13 protein-coding genes are annotated in these 21100 nt (G+C 45.9%); 8 read left to right on the forward strand and 5 right to left on the reverse strand.

Annotated elements, in window-relative coordinates:
* Both OQ5_RS23730 and OQ5_RS0100970 read right to left on the reverse strand, forming a co-directional pair.
* A partial coding sequence (locus tag OQ5_RS23730) for a hypothetical protein (protein ID WP_044107215.1) occupies positions 1-290 on the reverse strand: 290 nt, incomplete at its 3' end.
* Between the two features lie 150 nt (positions 291-440).
* Positions 441-890: a helix-turn-helix domain-containing protein gene (locus tag OQ5_RS0100970; protein WP_016775698.1), complete on the reverse strand. Its 450-nt coding sequence runs from the start codon at positions 888-890 to the stop codon at positions 441-443.
* Between the two features lie 1336 nt (positions 891-2226).
* Between OQ5_RS0100970 and OQ5_RS0100975 the strand changes: the two genes are divergently transcribed.
* The 4 genes from OQ5_RS0100975 to OQ5_RS0100990 all read left to right on the forward strand — a co-directional run bounded on the left by OQ5_RS0100975 (position 2227) and on the right by OQ5_RS0100990 (position 10468).
* Complete coding sequence (locus tag OQ5_RS0100975) at positions 2227-3543, forward strand: IPT/TIG domain-containing protein (RefSeq protein ID WP_016775699.1); 1317 nt, start codon at positions 2227-2229, stop codon at positions 3541-3543.
* A 194-nt stretch (positions 3544-3737) separates the two neighbouring features.
* Positions 3738-6803, forward strand: a complete 3066-nt coding sequence (locus OQ5_RS0100980; RefSeq protein WP_016775700.1) for a SusC/RagA family TonB-linked outer membrane protein — start codon at positions 3738-3740, stop codon at positions 6801-6803.
* A 573-nt stretch (positions 6804-7376) separates the two neighbouring features.
* Positions 7377-9362, forward strand: a complete 1986-nt coding sequence (locus OQ5_RS0100985) for a RagB/SusD family nutrient uptake outer membrane protein (protein ID WP_016775702.1) — start codon at positions 7377-7379, stop codon at positions 9360-9362.
* 218 nt (positions 9363-9580) lie between these two features.
* Positions 9581-10468 carry a BT_3044 domain-containing protein gene (locus tag OQ5_RS0100990; protein ID WP_016775703.1) on the forward strand — a complete coding sequence of 296 codons (888 nt, stop codon included), beginning with the start codon at positions 9581-9583 and terminating at the stop codon, positions 10466-10468.
* Between the two features lie 198 nt (positions 10469-10666).
* Here the strand turns inward: OQ5_RS0100990 and OQ5_RS0100995 are convergent, their stop codons facing one another.
* From OQ5_RS0100995 to lysS, 3 genes are all read right to left on the reverse strand, one after another.
* Complete coding sequence (locus tag OQ5_RS0100995; protein ID WP_016775704.1) at positions 10667-12010, reverse strand: glucose-6-phosphate isomerase; 1344 nt, start codon at positions 12008-12010, stop codon at positions 10667-10669.
* Positions 12011-12875: 865 nt separating this feature from the next.
* On the reverse strand, positions 12876-13871 hold the full coding sequence (locus OQ5_RS0101000; protein ID WP_010417422.1) for an NAD(P)H-dependent glycerol-3-phosphate dehydrogenase: 996 nt from the start codon (positions 13869-13871) through the stop codon (positions 12876-12878).
* 87 nt (positions 13872-13958) lie between these two features.
* A complete protein-coding gene (gene lysS / locus OQ5_RS0101005; protein ID WP_010417426.1) occupies positions 13959-15689 on the reverse strand; it encodes a lysine--tRNA ligase in 1731 nt (576 codons plus the stop codon).
* 307 nt (positions 15690-15996) lie between these two features.
* On the opposite strand from lysS, the gene lipA reads away from it, so the two are divergent.
* The 4 genes from lipA to OQ5_RS0101030 all read left to right on the forward strand — a co-directional run bounded on the left by lipA (position 15997) and on the right by OQ5_RS0101030 (position 20741).
* Entirely contained in the window at positions 15997-16911 is a 915-nt protein-coding gene (gene lipA, locus OQ5_RS0101010; protein ID WP_010417429.1) for a lipoyl synthase, read from the forward strand.
* Positions 16908-17609, forward strand: coding sequence for a lipoyl(octanoyl) transferase LipB (gene lipB, locus OQ5_RS0101015; protein WP_016775705.1), 702 nt, complete (start codon positions 16908-16910; stop codon positions 17607-17609). Before lipA ends, lipB begins: the two co-directional genes overlap by 4 nt.
* A gap of 439 nt (positions 17610-18048) precedes the next feature.
* Positions 18049-19764 carry a single-stranded-DNA-specific exonuclease RecJ gene (gene recJ / locus OQ5_RS0101025; RefSeq protein ID WP_016775707.1) on the forward strand — a complete coding sequence of 572 codons (1716 nt, stop codon included), beginning with the start codon at positions 18049-18051 and terminating at the stop codon, positions 19762-19764.
* Positions 19765-19898: 134 nt separating this feature from the next.
* On the forward strand, positions 19899-20741 hold the full coding sequence (locus OQ5_RS0101030; protein WP_016775708.1) for a hypothetical protein: 843 nt from the start codon (positions 19899-19901) through the stop codon (positions 20739-20741).
* Positions 20742-21100: the final 359 nt, after the last annotated feature.

Raw genomic sequence — 21100 nt, forward strand, 5'->3', positions numbered from 1 at the left:
GAAAATCCTATCCACCACAACCAAGTATGGTTATTATCTATAAAAATCTGTTTAACTGCGACAAATATGACAACAAGCGGTAATATATTTGCTAGAATATTTCTTGGAGAAGTGTAATATTCTTCAATAAAGAAAGATGAAACTAGCACCATGAAAATCCCAGAATAGAACCACAAATTATTATCGCTCGTGGAAGGAAAAAATTCACCAGTCAACCATTTAGAAAGTATCAATGTTATTCCTAACAATAATGAGAAAAGGACTAGTTTATTTTTTAATATTTTTACCATGGCTCATAGTTTAGTGGAATGTCTTTTAACCTTGTTGCCAACGTAATTACAAACACACCTCAGGTGCACTTATATTTCTTATATCTTGGTAAAAGGTGCATAATACACACCAAATTAGAGTATATTGTGCATCTTTTTATGTAAAGTAAATTACGCATCCTTCTTCCCAACCATTCCCATCAATTGATCTACTTTCTCTTGGAGATATTTTACTTCTTCTTTTAACATTTTATTTTCATCCTTCAGCACATTCATTTCCCCATCTTTTGCTTCCAGAAGTTTGTCTACTATTTCTTTTTCTACCCCATAATTATACGTGTTTTCATTTCGGAAACTTAAACCAAAGCCAGATCCATTCCCGCCTTCTTTGACTTCTTGATGGATGTAATATCCATCTTGTCTCAACAACTCCTCCATATTCGTTTCCAACACTTCAGCGATTCGTTCTAAGCGCTCAATGTCCAATTTGGTTTCCCCGCTTTCAAGACTCTGGTAGCTACGTAGGCTCATACTCAACTTATCGGCCATATCCTGCTGGCGGAGTCCCTTAATTTCGCGGTGCCGTTTAATATTCAGGCGTGCTGTATCCATTATATCCATGACTTGTAATGTTTTGATGATCAAAAGTTAGTAATATGCGGGGAATCCTCATGCTTTATGCGGAAAACCTGCGGTTATCATTGATTCCTAATACAATAAACCTTTCTATATTTGAATGATTAAAAATAGCAAATATTATTAAACAAAAACTCAAAACAATCCGGAAAATTCAGATTTTCCGATCTATGAAATAAACAGTAAATTTGCGAACGCTTACATAAAGTCATTTTTAGCATTCGCACTGATGTCTCACATCGAAAACTGGCAATTTTCAAAGAGAGAGACAGTAAGTGAAAGTGCTCACGTCATATCCCTACGGTATTGGCGTGGGCCTGTACTTATCTCTCTAAGGTATGCCAGTACCTCGATGTGGTAAGTCAGGTTCCACGCCATCTTTTTTGGTACCCGCCTCACTTACCGCACCGCAATGCTGCTTTCCGGAATCAGCCTGCCACACGAGACGCTTACTGTTTGTAAAACATTAGCGTTATGAAACTACTACTACACAACACATCTTTTTTGCGAAGACCGCCGCCGGAATAATCAATGAGAGAATGAAGGACTGAATGAGTGAATTGTGGTTGAGGATACAGAGAAGTCAGAAGCCTGTAGGTTGGAAGATAGAGAGGTTCACCATCACATTTCCTCCCCCGTACGTCCTTCCCGATCGATTAAGTTAATCGGAATTTCTGAAAGCCTTAATCAGAACTTGTGAAAGCCTTAATCAAAACTTACGGAAGCCTTAATCGCAAGAACAGATTAAGTTAATCGTATCCGGCGGAGGTGTTAACAGCTCGTAGCTGCGGGCACAGAGCATAGTGCATGGAGCAAAGACCCCGGGGCAGGGAGCATGGAGGCTGATGTTAAGGTTAAGGAAAGAAGGCAGAGGGGAATCAGGCAAGTAGGCAAGTAGGCAATAGAAAAAGAATTTATAATCTGTAAAAATCATCTTTTCAAAAGAATTCAACTATGAATAAACGAAACCGACAAGCAGAACAGTGCGGCCGGGTTCCCCCTTAAGGGGGTTAGGGGGTGCGGGAAGGAAAACACGAAACCGGAAACACAAAACACATCACCTCTGTGTACCTCCGTGTCTCCTCCGTGATCTCCGTGTAACAAAAAACACGAAACTCAAAGTCCCCCTTTTTAGTCCCCCTTGGGGGATTTAGGGGGTCGGATTTAGGGGGCCCACTTTTTTTCATAGATAGAGATTTCCGGGGAACAGGCCAACGGGCCAGGGTTCCCCGGATTAGAACTCTTATGCTCAAAAGTCAAATCCTCAAAACACAGGTATTCATTTACTAATCAAATCATTAACAGTAAAAAGTCTACAAATATGAGAAAAATAAAACATCCACTTGCCATGCAGCGATTGTGGCATATTGTTAAACATACTCTTCTGGCTCTGCTCATCATTTTTCTTGCCTTGGCATGCGACGACGACACACCGGATCCGCAGAGTAAGCGCGACCCTTCCCTTCCGGTTCAGCTCAATGCCTTTATGCCCGACAGCGGCGGCATCCGCACCAAATTTGTGGTCAAAGGCAGCAATTTCGGATCGGACATCTCAAAGATAAAAGTGCTCTTTTCCGATGATGAACGGGAGGCTACCGTGCTGGGTGCCGATAACGAAACCATCTACTGCCTGGTGCCGAAACAGAACGGGGGCGACAACACCATTAAAGTAGTGGTTGAAGACGACACCGCGAAGTTCGACGACACTTTCCGGTACCATGTCAGGCAGAACGTCTCTACCATTGCCGGTGTCCGTGGTGACAACTCGCTGGTGGACGGCAGCTTGTCGGAAGCCCGGTTCAATTACCTCTACGGGGTGGCAGCCGTGGCAGGAGGCGACATTATTGTAGCCGAGATGTATGCGGGCAATATTCGCTATGTGGCGGTCAACGACAATAAGGTAAGCACGCTTCAGACCAACTTCTATACAGCCATGCCGGCTGTTACACACGATCGCACCAAAGTTTATTTCGTGGGCAAAAGCAATCCGCATAAGATATACCTGTTCGACAAAAATAATCTTTGGGAACCCGAACTGTTTGTTTCATCCATTCCGGGGTTCAACGGCGACATCTGGTCGGCCTCCTTCGACAATACCGGGGAGTGGCTATACTTTTTCGACAGCACCGGCAAGTTCGGACGCCTCGAAATGAGCAATCCCAGCAATGTACAGGTGCTGGCCGAAGACCTTCCGCGGGGAAACGGCACACACAACAACCTTGCTTACAGCCCCTGGCACGACTGCTTTTTCTATACCATATATACCACCCAGGCCGTTTACCGGCTCAGCAAAGACGGCTCGGAACATGAACTCTGGATTGGCGGCAACGGTCAGGGAACATCTACCGGTCACCGCACCCAGGCTGCCCAGCTTTACTATCCAGGTGGTCTCACAGTTGACGAAGATGGCAACATCTACGTGGTCAACATCGACGGCAACACCATCCTGAAGTGCGATCGTAAGTCCGATTTCGTGAGCCTGCTTGCCGGAATTCCCCTCACCTCGGGACACAAGGACGGCGATCCGCTCGAAGCCATGTTCTATCTGCCCTATGGCATATCGATAGACGAAGACGGCAACTTCATCATCTGCGAATGCTGGAACTCCGGGATTATCAGGAAACTGGCGATAGAATGAGAGGGCATGGAGCCCTCCCGGTTCCCCGGTTGGTAGAACAAAAAACATGTTTGTACAATGAACCGGATTAAATACCTGGTCACTCCGTGAAGCTCTGTGTCTGCTCCCTGCACTCCGTGTAACCCCGAACCCCTAAACCCAAAACACAAAACAAGAAACAAGAAACACAAAACAAGAAACACAAAAAAACAAGCATGAAAAAAACTATCTACATAATCATACTGTGCCTGTTTACCGGTCTCTATAGGGTGGCGCAGGTGCAGAACGCAGGCCGGGGATACATCATTTCCGGAACTGTTATGGAAGAAAACGGGGAGCCTCTCCCGGGAGTAAATATTGCAGTAAATGGAGGCGTACACGGAACCATCAGCGATATGGATGGTCGCTTCAATCTGGAAAATATTCCCCCTGGCGATACGGTAGTGTTTTCGTTTATAGGTTTCAAGACTTACGAGATGGTGGTGAACGAGAACAAGACAAGGTTGAAAATAGCGCTTCAGCCCAACATCGATGAGCTCGACCAGGTGGTTGTAGTGGGACACGGCACCCAGCGCAAGATCACCACTACCGGGGCCATTACATCGGTCAATACTGCCGAGCTGCAGGTGCCGGCCGTGTCGGTGAGTAACATGATTGCCGGCCGCGTACCCGGAGTAATCGGCCTGAGCCGCAGCGGCGAACCGGGCAACGACTACTCGGAATTCTGGATCAGGGGCATCAGCACTTTTGGGGCCAACTCCAGTGCCTTGGTGCTCATCGACGGCGTTGAAGGCAACCTCAACGATGTAGACCCGGTAGACATCGAGTCGTTCTCGGTGCTCAAAGATGCGTCGGCCACCGCGGTGTACGGTGTGCGCGGAGCCAATGGTGTGGTATTGATCACCACCAAGAGGGGTAAGGCCGGTAAACTGAAGGTGAACATCAAAGCCAACCGCACTTATACGGAGTGTGCACGGCTGCCCGAATATGTCGATGCCGCCACCTATGCACGCCTGGCCAACGAGGCACGGGAGGTGCGAGGCCTCAAAAGGAAGTATTCCGATGTGGAGATTGAACTGTTCGAAACAGGTCTCGATCCCGATCTGTACCCCAACGTTAACTGGCGCGATGTAATACTGAAAGACCACTCATACTATGGTCAGTATAACCTGAATATATCGGGCGGCGGTACCAATGCACGGTACTATATAAGCCTGGGTTACCAGGATAAGGACGGCATTTTTAAGCAGGACGAGTCGGCCAACAAATACGACGTCAACGTCAACTACCACAAATACAACTTCCGGTCGAATGTCGATATGGACCTGGGGCCTGGTACCAAACTGTTGTTGAGTCTCGAGGATGTCATTGCCGAACAGAACTCGCCCGGCTATGGCGACGATAACAATGCTCTGTGGTCGGCACAGGCCAACCTGGCGCCGGTTACCGTCCCCGTAAGGTACTCCAACGGACAACTGGCGGCTTATGGAAGTACCGGGAAACAGATCAACCCTTATGTGTTGCTCAACTATACCGGATATAAACGTAACAGCCAAAATACGGTCAACCTGAAGCTGAAGCTCACACAGAAACTCGATTTCATCACCAAAGGACTCGATGCCTCAGGGCTCTTTTCGTGGACTTATTACGGCCAGCACCAGTCGGGTCGTAACAAGATGCCCGACCTTTATTATGCTACAGGACGCCAGAACGATGGAGCTTTAATTTCCCGTCGAACAGTTACCAGTACCGATGCCAGCTATTGGCAGTCGGCCTACATTGCCCGTTCTCTCTATTTCGAGGGGCAGATCAACTACAACCGGCTTTTTAACGATAAGCACCGCGTTACCGGACTGATACATGCCTACCGGCAGGATGAGCGCAACTCTGACGGCAATGGTTATGACGATGTGATACCTGTAAGGTACCAGGCCATCTCGGGACGGGCCACCTATTCTTACAACGACACCTACCTGGTAGAGCTCAACGGCGGTTATTCCGGTTCCGAAAATTTTAAACCGGGCGAACAATACGGTTTCTTTCCTGCCTTTTCGCTGGGATGGATACCCACCCAGTACCGGTGGATGAAAGGCAATATCCCGTTTTTGAACTACCTGAAGATAAGAGCTTCATGGGGAAAGGTGGGCAACGGTAGTACCGACGAGCGGTTCCCTTACCTCTCGCTGATGAATTATGGCGCCAATGACTGGGGACAAACCGTTACCGAAGGCAAAGTAGGTGTTGATAACCTGAAATGGGAGACCACCACCAAATATGACATTGGCCTGGATGCCAAATTCTACCGGGAGCGGTTCGACCTTACGGTAGACTGGTTTCTCACAGAGGCCGACGACATCTATCAGCAGCGCGTCACCATTCCCTACGAGGCAGGCGCCGCGCAGAGTCCCTGGGTTAATGCCGGGTCCATGCGTAGCTGGGGGGCCGACGGTAACCTGGCCTATATGCAGCCTTTCGGGAATGACGTCTCACTCACCGTCAGGGGTAATTTTACCTTCTCGCGCAACGAAGTCACTCACTGGGAACAAACGGGTATCAACTATCCGTATCAGTCATACACAGGCGTACCTTATGGCGTTCATCGTGGACTGATAGCCCTGGGACTTTTTAAAGACGAGGAAGATATTGCCGGCAGTCCGGTGCAAACTTTCATGTCGAACTATCGCCCGGGCGACATCAAATACAAGGACGTTAACGGCGATGGCATTATCGACAGCGACGATGAGGTGCCGCTCGATTATTCCAACGTACCCCGCCTGGAATACGGACTGGCGGCAGAATTCAACCTGTATCACTGGTCGTTCAGCGTATTTTTTACCGGGCAGGAGCAGGTGAGCTATTTCCTTGGCGGCGATGGCTACTACCCGTTTAATGGCGAGGAAGAAGGTAACATTCTGTCTATCGTGGCCAACCAGGAAAACCGGTGGACACCGGCCTCCTATTCGGGCACCACGGCCACCGAAAACCCCAATGCCCGGTTTCCACGCCTTACCTATGGTTGGAATGCCAACAACAACCGCAACTCCACCTTCTGGCTGGCCGATGCCTCGTTCATAAGGTTCAAAAATGCCGAAATAGCTTACCGTTTCGATCAGCCCTGGCTTGTCAGGTATGGCATATCATCGGCCATCCTCAGCTTTACGGCAGGCAACATCGCCGTATGGGACGATGTGGAACTTTGGGACCCCGAGCAGGCCAGCTCAAATGGTGCGGTGTATCCCCTGCAAAGGACTTACACGCTTCAGTTGAATGTATCGTTTTAGGGGGTAGGATGGTGGAAAGGTAGAAGGGCAGGATGGTGGATTTGGACATGGAGCAGGGAATAAGGTCAATAGGTCAATAGGTCAATAGGTCAGTAGGTTATTAGGATGGTAGGCCGGTAGGAGAGGTGATCACTCAGGGGAATTCCACCGAGGTTGTCTACAAAGTAATGATTTGGGAAAAATGAGTTCAAGCCTTGCTCACGCAAGTATTGTTTTTCAGTTCTTTACACAGAGCTCACAGAGTTTATCACAGAGGGACACAGAGACAAAACGGACTTTTTAGACAGCCCCAACCAATCCAACCTCAGCCCCAACCAATCCAACCTCAACAGCAACGCCTTGAGAAAAAAAGGACGAACGTTGGTTTTTGTCGAACTGAAAGCCCGCTTAACCTAAGCTCAACGGCAACGCCTTGAGAAAAGAATGTCGAATGTTAATCGTCGCCCTGAGAGGGCAGATGAAGAAAGGTAAAAGGGTGGAATAGTAGAATAATGAAAAAGTGCATTGCTTCGGTGGAAAGCCCGGAACCCGCAACCCGGAACACTAAACTAAAAACTCGAAACACAAAAAACCATGAAAAATAATATATTACAATTCCTTCAGTTCGCTGGTATTGCCCTGTTGTTAAGCATTGGCAACACCTCTTGCGACGACTACCTGAATGTCGATAAATATGTTTACGACATCACCGTGCTCGACAGCGTTTTTGTCGATGAAGACAAGCTTTTAAGTTACATCAATGGTATTGCGGATTATCTGCCACATGAAGACCGCCTTTGGACCAATGCCTGGTCGCCTTTCCAGGGCGCGTCGGATGAGAACTTTTTCTCATGGAACGACAACCGTCATGCAGCCGTCAAGTTCTTGCTGGATGAAATTACCCCGGCATCGGCCAACACCTATTACAACAATTACGCCACCTGGTACAAGGGCATCCGAAAGGCAAACACAGTGTTGGCCAGGATGGACGAATGCGACGACCTGTCGGTAAGTACCCAACGCACCTATACAGGCGAAATGTACTTCTTCAGGGGCTATTTCCTCTATCTACTGTTGCAACAATACGGTCCTGTGGCCATCCCGCCCGACGGGTTAATCGACTTTAATGACGAGGCTGAAAACCTGATGTGCGAACGCAATACCTACGACGAATGTGTTGATTACATCATCGAAAATATGGAGAAGGCTTATAGCTATTTGCCTTCCACCCGGGAGGGAGCCAATATTTACCGGCCTTCATCGGGAGCAGCCCTGGCGGTTCAGTCAAGGGTGTTGCTCGCGGCTGCCAGTCCGTTGTTCAACGGTAACACGGCCTATTCCGGCTGGACACGCTCCGACGGCACGCATTTTATTTCGCAAACTCTTGATAACAGCAAATGGGGCAAGGCAGCCGTGACCGCTAAACGGCTGATGGAAACCAACCTGTACAGTCTCAATGTTATTTACAAGGAAGCCACTACCGATGAGCTGCCCGACAATGTCCCCGATGCCGATTTCCCGGATGGCGCCGGCAATATAGACCCGTATCGTTCCTACAAGTCGCTGTTCGACGGTGACGTCACCATACGCAATTGTCCCGAATACATCTGGGCCTGCCAGGTAGACCCGCGTGGCGACGACAGTCCGCTGTGGATATCCTCCCCATCGCAACTGGGCGGCGGCAACGGGCTGAATCTTACCCAGTACCTTATAGATGCCTATAAAATGAAGGATGGTAATGACATTAACAACAGCAGCCCTGAATATCCCTATCCGGGGAGCAATGAAGCGCATGCTCAGACGGGGCAAAGTAAAAGTCTGGGCGGATATACTGTTTATACTTCCGCTACAGCCCGGATGTATGCCGGCAGGGAACCCCGCTTTTATGCCAGCATAGGTTTCTCCCATTCTTTCTGGCCCGGCACTTCTTATACCGGAGAAGACGGTTACAGCAATTACGAAGTGACCTATTATTCGGATGGTACCGCCGGGCCTTCCATCTCTTTTCCCGACGACTACAATCATACGGGGTATACCTGTATCAAATACAATCATCCTGAAGACAATATGCGAGCATCAGGCTCGGTTTATGCCAAATGGTTTCCTGTGTTTCGTTATGCCGAAATACTGCTCAACTATGCCGAAGCCCTTAACGAACTCGATGGTTCTTATACCGATGAGGCTTCAGGAATTACCGTTACCCGCGATATAGAGGAGATACGTCGGGCCTTTAACCAAATTCGTTTTCGTGCCGGATTGCCCGGCCTTTCCGATGCGGAACTGGCAAGCCGCGAAACCATAAGGGAGGCGATAAAACGTGAGCGACTGGTTGAATTTGCCTGCGAAGGACGCCGCTATCATGACCTGCGCCGCTGGATGGATGCTCCCGATGCTTACAACAGACCCATTGTGGGAATGAATGTGCGGGCAAAAAGCTCGGAAAGGGAGAAATACTATACACGAACGACCCTGAACAACAATCTGACACAGCGCACCTGGTCATTTAAAATGTATTTCTGGCCAATCCCCAAAAGTGCCCTGGATAAGAATTCCAGGCTGGTGCAAAATCCCGGATGGTGAAAGGGGAGTGGCAGGGAGTAAGAGGCATGGAATGAGGTTATTAGGTGGTTAGGCCAGTAGGTTATCAGGCGGGTAGGTCAATAGGTCTTAGGTTATTAAGCGAGTAGAAATATAGCCGCGGAGCGGCAACAGAATGGTAGCACTTCAACCCTCAACTCAAAGCATGAAACACGAAACCCTCAACCCCAAACAAGAAAAAAACAAAAAACAAAAACACAATGAAACGAACAATCCCATTTTTGTGCCTGCTTTATACAGTAACAGCAGGCTGCAGTCAGGACAGTCCGCTCGACAACGAACAATATTACAAACAGGTGTACATTGTAGGCGCCGACGAAACCACCAACATGGGCATGTCGGTGGCAGAGATCCCTTACCACGATACCGAAGAACAGAGAACCTTTATTTCGGTTGCAACGGGGGGAAGTTTAAACATCGACCGTGATATTACGGTTACCATTGAAGAAGCAGGCACCCTGCCTGTGGAAAACTATAACTTTAAATATCTCACTCAGGATAATGTGCAGTACCGTCTTCTTCCATCCGCTCATTACCGGATACCCGGTAACAAAGTAGTCATCAAAGCAGGCCAGGTGTACGGGCAACTGCCGGTTTTTATTAAGTCTGACGGGCTGCATTGCGACTCCCTCTATGCCCTGACATTTAAGATAAGGGAGGTCTCCGATCCGGATTACATCACCGTCAGGGAAAAGGATACTGTGCTTATACAGTCGTATACGTTTGTAAATAAGTATTCCGGCACCTATCAGTCCGAAGGATATAATTACCGTTTAAATGAAGGGGGATTGGTGAGTGATTCCACCACCATTTCAGCCACCAGAAACCTTAAGGCAGTTGATGCCCATACTGTACGGCTTTTTCATCTGGCCTACACCGAGTCGGACGAAAATATCGATGCTTATGCATTGACGCTTACCGTTGAAGAAGATAATACGCTTACCGTGCGAGCCTGGAACAATCTGAACATTACCGGCGGCGGAGGTACCTATTCGGCGGCAAATGGCACTTTTACCGTTTGGTACAATTATGAATCGGCCGGCAACCGGTATCGTTTTGCCGGCACTTTTATCAGGAGTGACACATAAATTCTATCAATCCGGTGGGCCTGGCAGTTCGGGTCTGCCGGATTATTTGGTGTCTGTCCATAAAGCACTATTTACTGTTTTACGCTCGTCCGAAAATTACTCATCCCGAAGTAGCTTTTGTATGGAAATTAAGCACAAACGTCCCCGAAAAATCTTTCCCGGGGACGTGTTCTTGCATATATTTTATATTCCGAACGATTACAACCGCTTTTTAATCGCTTCGGTTTCCTTTTCGAATCCCGGTTTACCGAGGAGGGCAAACATGTTCTTCTTGTAAGCTTCCACGCCCGGTTGATCGAAGGGATTAACACCAAGTATGTAACCGCTGATGCCGCAGGCTTTTTCGAAGAAGTAAAGCAGCTGTCCCAGGTAGTATTCATTGAGTTCGGGGAGTTCAATGCGGATGTTTGGAACCCCTCCGTCGGTATGAGCGATACGTGTTCCCAGTTCGGCCATTTTATTGACTTCATCGATACGCTTTCCGGCCAGGTAATTCAGGTTGTCGAGATTACCCTCATCGCGGGGGATCAATACCCGGTGACGTGCAGCGGCAATGCTGACAACGGTTTCGAAAATCGTTCTTTCACCTTCCTGTATCCATTGACCCATACTGTGCAAGTCGGTAGTGAAATCGACCGAGGCCGGGAAAATTCCTTTGTTTTCTTTGCCTTCACTTTCGCCGTACAGCTGTTTCCACCATTCGGAGATGTAATGCAGCTTAGGCTGATAATTTACCAGTATTTCTATCTTTTTCCCTTTTTTGTACAGCAGGTTGCGTGTAGCGGCATATAGCGATGCAGGGTTTTTCTCAAAGGGAACGTTTATAGCAGTAAGTTCCCGCATTTTTTTGGCGCCCCGTACCAGTTCGCTGATGCTGAAGCCTGCCACGGCAATCGGGAGGAGGCCAACAGGGGTTAGTACCGAATAGCGTCCGCCAACATCGTCGGGGATTATATAAGTTTCGTAACCTTCCTGATCGGCCAGTGTTCGCAGAGCTCCTTTTTTGGCGTCGGTAATGGCTACAATGCGTTCTTTTACTTCGTCTTTGTCGTATTTTGTTTCGAGAAGTTCTTTCAGCGCTCTGAAAGCAATGGCCGGTTCTGTGGTAGTTCCCGACTTGGAAATGACAATGATGCCAAACGATTTGTCTTTCAGCAGATCAAGTAGTTCGTAGGTGTAATCTTCTCCTATATTCTGACCGGCATACAGGATGAAAGGATTCTTTCGTCCCCCTTTCAGCTGGTCGAAGGAATCGTTCAGGGCATCGATAACGGCCCTGGCCCCGAGATAGCTTCCCCCTATCCCGGTTACTACCACGTAGTCGGCTTTTCCGCGCAGACGGGCTGCTGTTTTCTCAATAGACATCAGCTGGTCGGGCGATATTTCTTCAGGCAGATCGAGCCATCCGAGAAAATCGTTCCCCTTGCCTGTCTTATTGGTCAGCGTTTCAAGTTGTTTTTGTACATTCTCTTTTTCCGCGTTTATCATGTCCAAAGTCACATCCGGTGCAACATTCGACACATCAATGGTAAGGTCTTTCATAGTCTTATTTTGTTTTTAGGATTTATCAATGGTCTGTTTTGTTTTTTAATGTATGGGTGTGGTATAAAAAGACATATTTTTGTCAAAATCAAGACGTTTTAAATTTTTGTATCAGAGTTAACTCGTTGTTAATGAGGGCGCAAAAATTTAAAACAACACAGAGTTTGGCAATAAAGATGCTTTTTAGACTGCACTCATGTATAACGAATTAAGTTTTAAATAATGCGTTTATTGGTGAATGTTTTTATTCGGTTCAAAGTCCGGGTATTATGTCAGGCATTTGATGTTTAGCATGTGAGCTGGTGAGCTGATGAAGCTCTATACTCCATGCGATGCACCTTTTCACCATCCTGCGTTTCCATCCTTTTACCCTTCTTCATCTGCCCTTTCAGGGCGATGATTAACGTTCGATATTTTTTCTCAAGGCGTTGCCGTTGAGCTTAGGTTATGTGGGCTTTCAGCCCGATAAAATCAACGACCGGCTTTCTTTTTTTAAGGCGTTGCCATTGAGCTTAGGTTGCGTGGGCTTTCAGTTCGACAAAAAACAACGTTGGTTCTTTCTTCTCGCAAGGCGTTACCGTTGGGCTTGGAGTGGTTGGGGGTGTCTAAAAAGTCCGTTTTGTCTCTGTGTCCCTCTGTGATAAACTCTGTGAGCTCTGTGTAACTAATTGAAAAACAATACTTGCATGAACAAGGTTTGAACTCATTTTTTCCAAACCATTACTTTGTAGACAACCTCGGTGGAATGTTCCTGAGTGGTCATCTCTCCTACCAGCCTACCAACCTACTAACCTACTAACCCATTGACCTATTGACCTATTGACCTTATTCCCTGCTCCATGCTCTCTGCCCCATGCCCTCTGCTCTATCTCAACTGTTCTGTCAATAGCTTAATCTCAATAACCGGTGAAATCTTTTCATATATAATTCTGTAAACGGCTTCCGTAATGGGCAGGTTTACGTTATATTTTTTATTGATTTCAATAATGCTTTTCACGGCGTAATAGCCTTCGGCAATCATCAGCATTTCGAGCTGGGCACTTTTTACCGAATAGCCTTTGCCCAACATGTTACCGAACGTGCGGTTGCGCGAAAACTGAGAATAAGCTGTTACCAGCAGGTCGCCAAGGTAGGCCGAGCTTTTTATGTCGCGGGTTATCGGGTGTACCGTGTCGACAAAACGTTTGATCTCCTGTATCCCGTTGGAAATAAGCACGGCCTGAAAGTTGTCGCCGTATCCCAGTCCGTGACAGATGCCGGCTGCAATGGCCATCACGTTTTTCAGAACGGCAGCATATTCGGTTCCGTAAATGTCATCAATAACGGTGGTTTTAACATACGCACAGGCCAGGCGCGAAGCAACCATACGACCTTTCTTCATGTCCTGGCAGGCGATGGTAAGATATGACAGGCGTTCCAGGGCCACTTCTTCGGCGTGACAGGGCCCCGAGATCACTGCAATGGAATCGATGGGTACGTGGTAATGTTTGTTAAAGAAACTTGCAATGATAAGGTTCTCATCAGGAATAAGTCCTTTAATGGCCGAAACCACAAATTTGTCTTTAAGCGAAATATTGAGGGGCTTCAAAGCTTCTTTCAGAAATGCCGAAGGAATTGCAAATATCAGGATATCTGATTTCTCAACAATTTCATTCAGGTCGGTAGAAAAGAATATCTGTTCTACATCGAAATCCACCGATGTCAGGTAATTCGGGTTATGACCTATTTTTCTGAACTGTTTTAAGTGTTCTTCATTTCTAAAGTACCAGTTAAGCTTGTCTGAATTGTTCAGTACCATTTTAGCAATGGCGGTGGCCCAACTTCCACTGCCTATGATTCCAATGGTTGAAGATTCATCCATATCGTTAGATTTTGTTTTTTATTCTAAAATTAAGGAATATTTCCCGGCTTGGGCAACGATATTTGTCATTGAATTGGCCGGTAAGAACTATTGATTGCACCAGGCCTTTACTTCGTCGGGTTTGGGATTCTGTAGTCCCAGCTTATGTTTTTTGTTGAGACCGCACAATTCCTGATGCAGTTTGTTGGGATTGGCTTCCTTAAGGTCGTCTGTTTTCAGGTATCCGGCTTTATAAATAACAGGTACCCACTCTGCCGGTATACCGAGCTCTGTGAATTTTTCCTCGCTGTCGCGTTCCTGTTTTTTCTCCGGGCGCATCTGGGGGAAGAAAATGACTTCCTGTATGGTACTCTGATTGGTCATCAGCATAGTAAGGCGGTCGATGCCGATGCCCATGCCCGAGGTCGGGGGCATACCGTATTCCAGTGCTCTTATAAAATCCATGTCAATAAACATGGCCTCGTCATCACCTTTTTCGGAAAGACGCAACTGTTCTTTGAAGCGTTCCAGCTGATCGATGGGGTCGTTAAGCTCCGAATAGGCATTGGCTATTTCTTTGCCGTTTACCATGAGTTCAAAGCGCTCGGTCAGTTCCGGATTATCGCGGTGTTTTTTGCAAAGTGGCGACATCTCAACCGGATAATCGGTGATAAACGTGGGCTGGATATAATGAGGCTCGCATTTTTCACCGAAAATTTCATCTATCAGCTTTCCTTTGCCCATTGACTCATCGTGTTCAATACCAAGATCGTCACAAACTTTTCGCAGTTGTGCCTCGTCCATACCTGAAATATCGATACCGGTATGTTCTTTTATGGCATCCAGCATGCTTATGCGTTTGTACGGACGCTTAAAATCAATGACATTGTCGCCTGCCTGTACTTTTGTAGTTCCGTGGAGATCGAGAGCCACTTTTTCAACCATCCGCTCGGTGAAATCCATCATCCACTTGTAGTCTTTGTAAGCCACGTATATTTCCAATACGGTGAATTCGGGATTGTGATTGCGGTCCATTCCCTCGTTGCGGAAATCTTTTCCAAACTCATAAACGCCTTCAAAACCGCCGACAATCAGTCGCTTCAGGTAGAGCTCGTCGGCAATACGAAGATAGAGCGGCATATCGAGGGTGTTGTGATGTGTAATGAACGGTCTGGCAGCTGCACCACCGGGAATAGCCTGAAGAATGGGTGTTTCCACTTCCAGGTAGTCTTTTTCGTTGAAGAACTCGCGCATCGAATTGATAATCTGAGTTCTTTTACGAAAGGTTTCACGCACCCTGTCATTAACGATCAGGTCGACATAGCGCTGGCGGTATCGTTGCTCCGGGTCGGAGAAAGCATCATAAACTTTACCGTCTTTTTCCTTTACAACGGGAAGAGGGCGCAACGATTTGGCCAAAACAGTGAGTGATGTGACATGTATCGATATTTCTCCCATGTTGGTTTTGAATACAAAACCCTTTACCCCGATGATGTCACCGATATCGAGTAGCTTTTTAAAAACGGTGTTGTAAAGCGTTTTGTCGTCACCGGGACAAATATCATCGCGACGCAGGTATATTTGTATTCTGCCCTGTTTGTCCTTAATTTCGGCAAATGAGGCACTTCCCATGATACGGCGGCTCATGATACGGCCGGCCAGACTTACTTCCTTTTCCCTGAAGGCGTCAGGATGGTTGTCGAATTCCTTTTTAATGTCCTGGGAGTAATGACTCACCGGGTACTCCTCTGCCGGATAGGGATTGATCCCTGATTTTTGTAACTCTTTCAGACTCTCACGTCGAATTATTTCCTGTTCACTCAGTTCCAGATGGCTCATAAAATTGTGTTATTTTATTTTATAACAGCACAAAGATAATGATTACCCGAGAAAACCAATTCTCCGGTTTTGTTGTTATTTAAAATCATTTTAATTAAACTTGCAAAGTTACTAAATAATACCTGTTCATATACTCGTAAAAGTTTTCACAATATGCGTGTCTGTTCAGAAAGTGCCGGTTGAAACGAGCATGGCAAAGATTGCCACAATAAGAACATGTATATAAGTTCTTGCATGCGAGTTCCATCCGACCTTAATAAATAAATTTTATACGGATGAATAACTTTCGGACAAGCTAACACAGTAAATGGTACGTTATGGACAGACACTAAACAGACAAGGAGGAGAAGAAATGGATATTCTATCGGAGCGAAAAAGAAAACCGGCATGGTTAAAAATTCAATTACCCAACACGGGCGATTACAATTGGATGAACAAAACCATTCGCGATCATAAATTACATACCATCTGTACCAGCGGTAAATGCCCCAATGCAGCCGAATGCTGGGGAAATGGAACCGCTACGTTTATGATCCTCGGCGATGTTTGTACCCGCGCATGTAAGTTTTGTAACGTGAAGACCGGAAAACCAGGGGCGGTCGACTTCAAAGAGCCGTTTCGTATTGCCCGGTCAATTCAAATCATGAAACTGAAGCATGCGGTCATTACATCGGTCGATCGTGATGATCTGGAAGACGGAGGAGCAGGTGTATGGGCCAGGACCATCCGTAAAGTAAAAGAAATGAACCCGGGCATTACCCAGGAAGTTCTTATTCCCGATTTCAACGGACTGAAGCATTTAATTCAGCAGGTGATTGATGCCGGGCCCGAGGTGGTGAGTCACAATCTGGAAACTGTGCGTCGTCTCACTCCTCAGATTCGAAGCAAAGCCAAATATGATTTAAGTCTTAAAGTGCTTCAATATATTGCTTCTACCGATGTGGTACCTAAGTCGGGCATCATGGTCGGACTCGGCGAAACACCCGAAGAGGTGTTTGAAACAATGGACGATTTGGTTGAGGTCGGGGTGAAAGTTTTGACCATCGGGCAGTATCTGCAGCCCACGCCTAAACACTGGCCGGTATATGAATATGTGACACCGGGACAGTTTGAAATCTATAAGAAGGAAGGACTCAAAAGAGGATTCAAATATGTGGAAAGCGGTCCGTTGGTGCGTTCATCCTATCATGCCGAAAAACATATAAATGCTTTGAAAGAATGACAGCGGCCGATACTATATTTGAAGACCTCGGAGAAATTGACTATAAGCCAGCCTGGGATTATCAGGAAGAGCAATTCCGGCGCATTGTCGATGCCAAACTGTTTAACCGTGAGCATCCGGAAGAGAATAAACCGGTGGTTCATCATCTTATTTTTTGCGAACATCCGCACGTTTTTACCCTTGGGAAAAGCGGACAAGCCAATAACTTGTTGGTCCAGGATGATTTTTTGAAAAAAATCAATGCCTCTTTTTATAAGATAAACCGCGGCGGGGACATAACTTATCACGGGCCGGGACAGATTGTAGGTTATCCGATTTTTGACCTTGAGCAGATGAAACTGGGCGTGAAAGAATACATCTTTAAACTGGAAGAGGCCATAATTCTGACACTTGCCGCGTTTGGCATCGAGAGCGAAAGGCTTGATGGGGCTACCGGTGTCTGGCTCGAAACTAAAACCGCAAATGCCCGTAAAATATGCGCTATAGGAGTAAGAGCCAGCAGGTTTGTTTCCATGCACGGCTTTGCTTTGAATGTGAATACCAACCTGGATTATTTCAATTATATTAATCCTTGTGGTTTTGTCGATAAAGGGGTTACTTCGATGCAGAAAGAAAAAGGTGAAACCGTGGCGATGGAAGAGGTGAGAGCTGTTTTAAAACGGAATCTTCAAAAAGTGTTTGAATTGAGTTTTGTGTAGAAATGGGTTGTCACAGTAGTCTGTTAATAAGGATTAAACACAAAGACGCTTTGAGGCAAAGTTTTTTGATGATATAATTATTGTTAAGTCTGCTCCTTAACCTGCATTATTCATAAATTTTCGTCATGAGATGTTCAAGTATCCCCAAACACACGAAACCGCAGAAAAAATTGATGCAGGAAATAGTGAACTATTTTCAAATCAAATTTTTCGAGGACACTTGTGTTTTGCCGATAATTGGGCATCGTAATAAATTTATGAATAATGCAGGTTAAAGAGACTTTTAGGAGCAGCGAATTCTTTGGGTTGTAAAGTGGCAGAGCCGGGCGGCATCCGCCTTTTTTCACTTGTTGATAACTTTTTTAACCTAAACATCCCGGATTCTTTGGAAATAGGTATATTTTGAGAAATTTTAAGGTCTCAAAAGTGAGAGAGAAAAATGGAAAAACGATGGTGCATAAAAGAGAATCCCGATCCAGATGTTGAAGCCGAACTATCCGTTTTTGAAGATATAGGGCCGATCCTTGGGCGACTTTTGGCGCAACGCGGCATCAAAAGTCACGAAGAGGCCCGTGCTTTTTTCAATCCGCATATCAGTGATCTTAACGATCCTTTTTTGATGAAGGATATGCGGGAGGCCGTAGAGCGCATTGAAACAGCTATCAGAAAGAATGAAAATATCCTGATTTACGGCGATTATGATGTGGACGGCACGACAAGCGTAGCCCTGGTTTACTCGTTTCTTAAGGAGTTTCATTCGCGCATCGATTATTATATTCCCGACCGTTACGAAGAAGGATATGGAATTTCTTTAAAAAGTATCGACCAGGCTGAAGAAAACGGAGTTTCGCTGGTAATAGCCCTCGATTGTGGAATAAAGGCCGTTGCAAAGATAGAATATGCCAGAAAGAAGGGAATAGATTTTATTATTTGTGATCATCATACACCCGGAGAAGAGCTTCCAGGAGCAGTGGCCTGCCTCGATCCCAAAAGAGCCGATTGTACCTATCCTGAAAAAGACTTGTCGGGGTGCGGCGTTGGATTCAAGCTTCTTCAGGCTTTTGCCATGCATCGTGGAGTCCCCGAAGACCTTCTTTTCCGTTATATCGATCTTGTGGCTGTCAGTATTGCCTCCGATATTGTACCCATAACCGGAGAGAACCGCATACTGGCTGATATGGGTCTCAAAAAACTCAACGAAAACCCCGGAACAGGTTTGAAGAGCATCATCAGGGTGGCAGGTATTAAAGGACGTGAACTCAATATCAGCGATATCATATTCAGAATAGGTCCGCGCATTAATGCCGCAGGGCGGATTGAATCAGGCAAGGATGCTGTTAAATTGTTGGTCAGCGATGATGAGAACCTGGCCTATGGTATGAGCCGGACCATTAATCAGTGCAACGAGACACGGAAAGACCTGGATCGTAACATTACCAACGAGGCATTGCGGCTGATTGCTACCGATCAGGCCATGAAGAACCGGAAAACAACCGTTCTTTTTCAGCCCGAATGGCACAAAGGGGTGATTGGTATTGTGGCTTCGCGGCTTACCGAGACGTATTACCGCCCAACGGTGATCCTGACCAAATCGAAAGGGCTGATAACCGGGTCGGCCCGGTCGGTTGACGGGTATAATCTGTATCAGGCCATTGAGGCTTGCCAGGATTTACTCGAAAACTTCGGCGGGCATCCTTATGCTGCCGGACTTACGCTTAAGCCAGAAAATATTGAGGCTTTCGCCGAAAGATTCGAACAAGTGGTGTCCCAAACTATTCTGCCCGCCCAGATGATACCCAGAATTGAGGTAGATGCCGAAATCAGTCTGAAAGATATTACCCCTGAGTTTTTTTACCACCTGAAACGCTTCCATCCTTACGGGCCGGGTAACCTGAAACCCGTCTTTGTTACCCGCAACGTGTACGACTTTGGTACCACTAAAGTGGTGGGCAGAGAAAAAGAGCACCTGAAGCTCGAACTCATCGAAAGTACATCGCCCAAAATTCTTAAAGGAATTGCCTTTGGAAAAGGTCATCTGCTTAAGAAAATTAAATCATCACAACCATTCGATATCTGCTATACCATAGAGGAAAGTCTCTATGATACCCATCTGCCTTTGCAACTGATGGTGGTGGATATTAAATTTGGAAAGTAATAAGAATCGGAATATGCCGTTTTGTCACTATTTTTGCTCCGGCATCTATTTTGTTGGCAAATTGCTGTCTGTCACACTTTATTTTTCGCATTATTCATTTATATTTGTAAAAACAAAAATTAAACTGATTAACTATGAGAACGCTACGTAAACAAACACTGATTGCCGTTTTATTATCTGTGGCATTGGTGTTTCCTGCTTGTCAGTCGGGAAAGAAAAAGGAGAATGGTGACAAAGAACAAAAGACAGCTACCGAACCCAGAATAGAGAAGGAAAAGATAGAAAAAGATGTTAAAGAGTTTGTTTACCCGCTGCCTACATCTTTCGAGGTTACCGAAATGCTGAACAGGATTGGCGCTGCATATATTCTCACACTTTCCAATTCGGTTGATAATGTAGACAAATATCTGACAGAGAAAAAACAGGCATTGAATCTTGGTGTTTATGGTGCCGATTTGAGCTACGCCAGCACCTACAACCAGAAACAGCAAACCATGGACTACATGGAAGCTTCGCGAAAGCTGATTGATGCACTGAATATTTCAGGTGCATTACCTTCGGATATTATCGAACAGATTGAACAAAATCAGGATAATAAAGATAAGCTGGTAGAGATCATTACCAACACCTTTTATGATACTTATGAGTATCTGAATGTCAACAACCGTGGCGCCGTAAGCATGCTTGTCCTGGCCGGAAGCTGGGTTGAAGCACTTTATATTACAACCAATATTTCCGAAAACACTTACCAGAACAAAGAAATGGTAAGAATTATTATGAACCAGAAATCTTCCCTCAACAAGCTGCTCGAATTGATGAGTGCACATAAAGATGATCCGGCTGTTAAGGAAGTGATGGAACAACTCAAACCCCTGGCCGATGTATACAACATGGTAGAGGATAATGCCATTTCCGAAGAGCAGATGAATATTATTATTGAGGAGACCCGGAAAATAAGAGAGGACTTTGTAAAATAAATTTGTCAGAAAATATTATGCTGAAAAGGCCATCTCAGACAAGGGTGGTCTTTTTTTGTATATGACCGGATTTTGCACTGCCTGAGTCATTAATGGCAGATAACGGCAATTTCTAACTTTTCCGTGAATGTTTCGGGGTGAAATTTTTTATATCTTCACCCTTAGTTACTGAAAACAGATTATTAGATTTTTAGATATAAGATGTAGGATGGACCGTTTAAGTCTGAAAGTCTGCTTTTTGATACAAAGTTTTTTTAACCTGCATTATTCATAAATTATCACTATTATCCGACTAAAATGAAACGGATTTAATGAAATCCTGTATTTATGTGCGTTATGAATACTTTACATAGCTCAGA

This window comes from Anaerophaga thermohalophila str. Valhall, assembly GCF_000250735.1.
Lineage (GTDB): Bacteria > Bacteroidota > Bacteroidia > Bacteroidales > Marinilabiliaceae > Anaerophaga > Anaerophaga thermohalophila_A.

Excerpts from the sequence above, each read along its gene's own strand:
- OQ5_RS0100970 (WP_016775698.1), bottom strand. The coding sequence starts at position 890 with ATGGATATAATGGATACAGCACGCCTGAATATTAAACGGCACCGCGAA.
- OQ5_RS0100975 (WP_016775699.1), top strand. The coding sequence starts at position 2,227 with ATGAGAAAAATAAAACATCCACTTGCCATGCAGCGATTGTGGCATATT.
- OQ5_RS0100980 (WP_016775700.1), top strand. The coding sequence starts at position 3,738 with ATGAAAAAAACTATCTACATAATCATACTGTGCCTGTTTACCGGTCTC.
- OQ5_RS0100985 (WP_016775702.1), top strand. The coding sequence starts at position 7,377 with ATGAAAAATAATATATTACAATTCCTTCAGTTCGCTGGTATTGCCCTG.
- OQ5_RS0100990 (WP_016775703.1), top strand. The coding sequence starts at position 9,581 with ATGAAACGAACAATCCCATTTTTGTGCCTGCTTTATACAGTAACAGCA.
- OQ5_RS0100995 (WP_016775704.1), bottom strand. The coding sequence starts at position 12,010 with ATGAAAGACCTTACCATTGATGTGTCGAATGTTGCACCGGATGTGACT.
- OQ5_RS0101000 (WP_010417422.1), bottom strand. The coding sequence starts at position 13,871 with ATGGATGAATCTTCAACCATTGGAATCATAGGCAGTGGAAGTTGGGCC.
- lysS (WP_010417426.1), bottom strand. The coding sequence starts at position 15,689 with ATGAGCCATCTGGAACTGAGTGAACAGGAAATAATTCGACGTGAGAGT.
- lipA (WP_010417429.1), top strand. The coding sequence starts at position 15,997 with ATGGTACGTTATGGACAGACACTAAACAGACAAGGAGGAGAAGAAATG.
- lipB (WP_016775705.1), top strand. The coding sequence starts at position 16,908 with ATGACAGCGGCCGATACTATATTTGAAGACCTCGGAGAAATTGACTAT.
- recJ (WP_016775707.1), top strand. The coding sequence starts at position 18,049 with ATGGAAAAACGATGGTGCATAAAAGAGAATCCCGATCCAGATGTTGAA.
- OQ5_RS0101030 (WP_016775708.1), top strand. The coding sequence starts at position 19,899 with ATGAGAACGCTACGTAAACAAACACTGATTGCCGTTTTATTATCTGTG.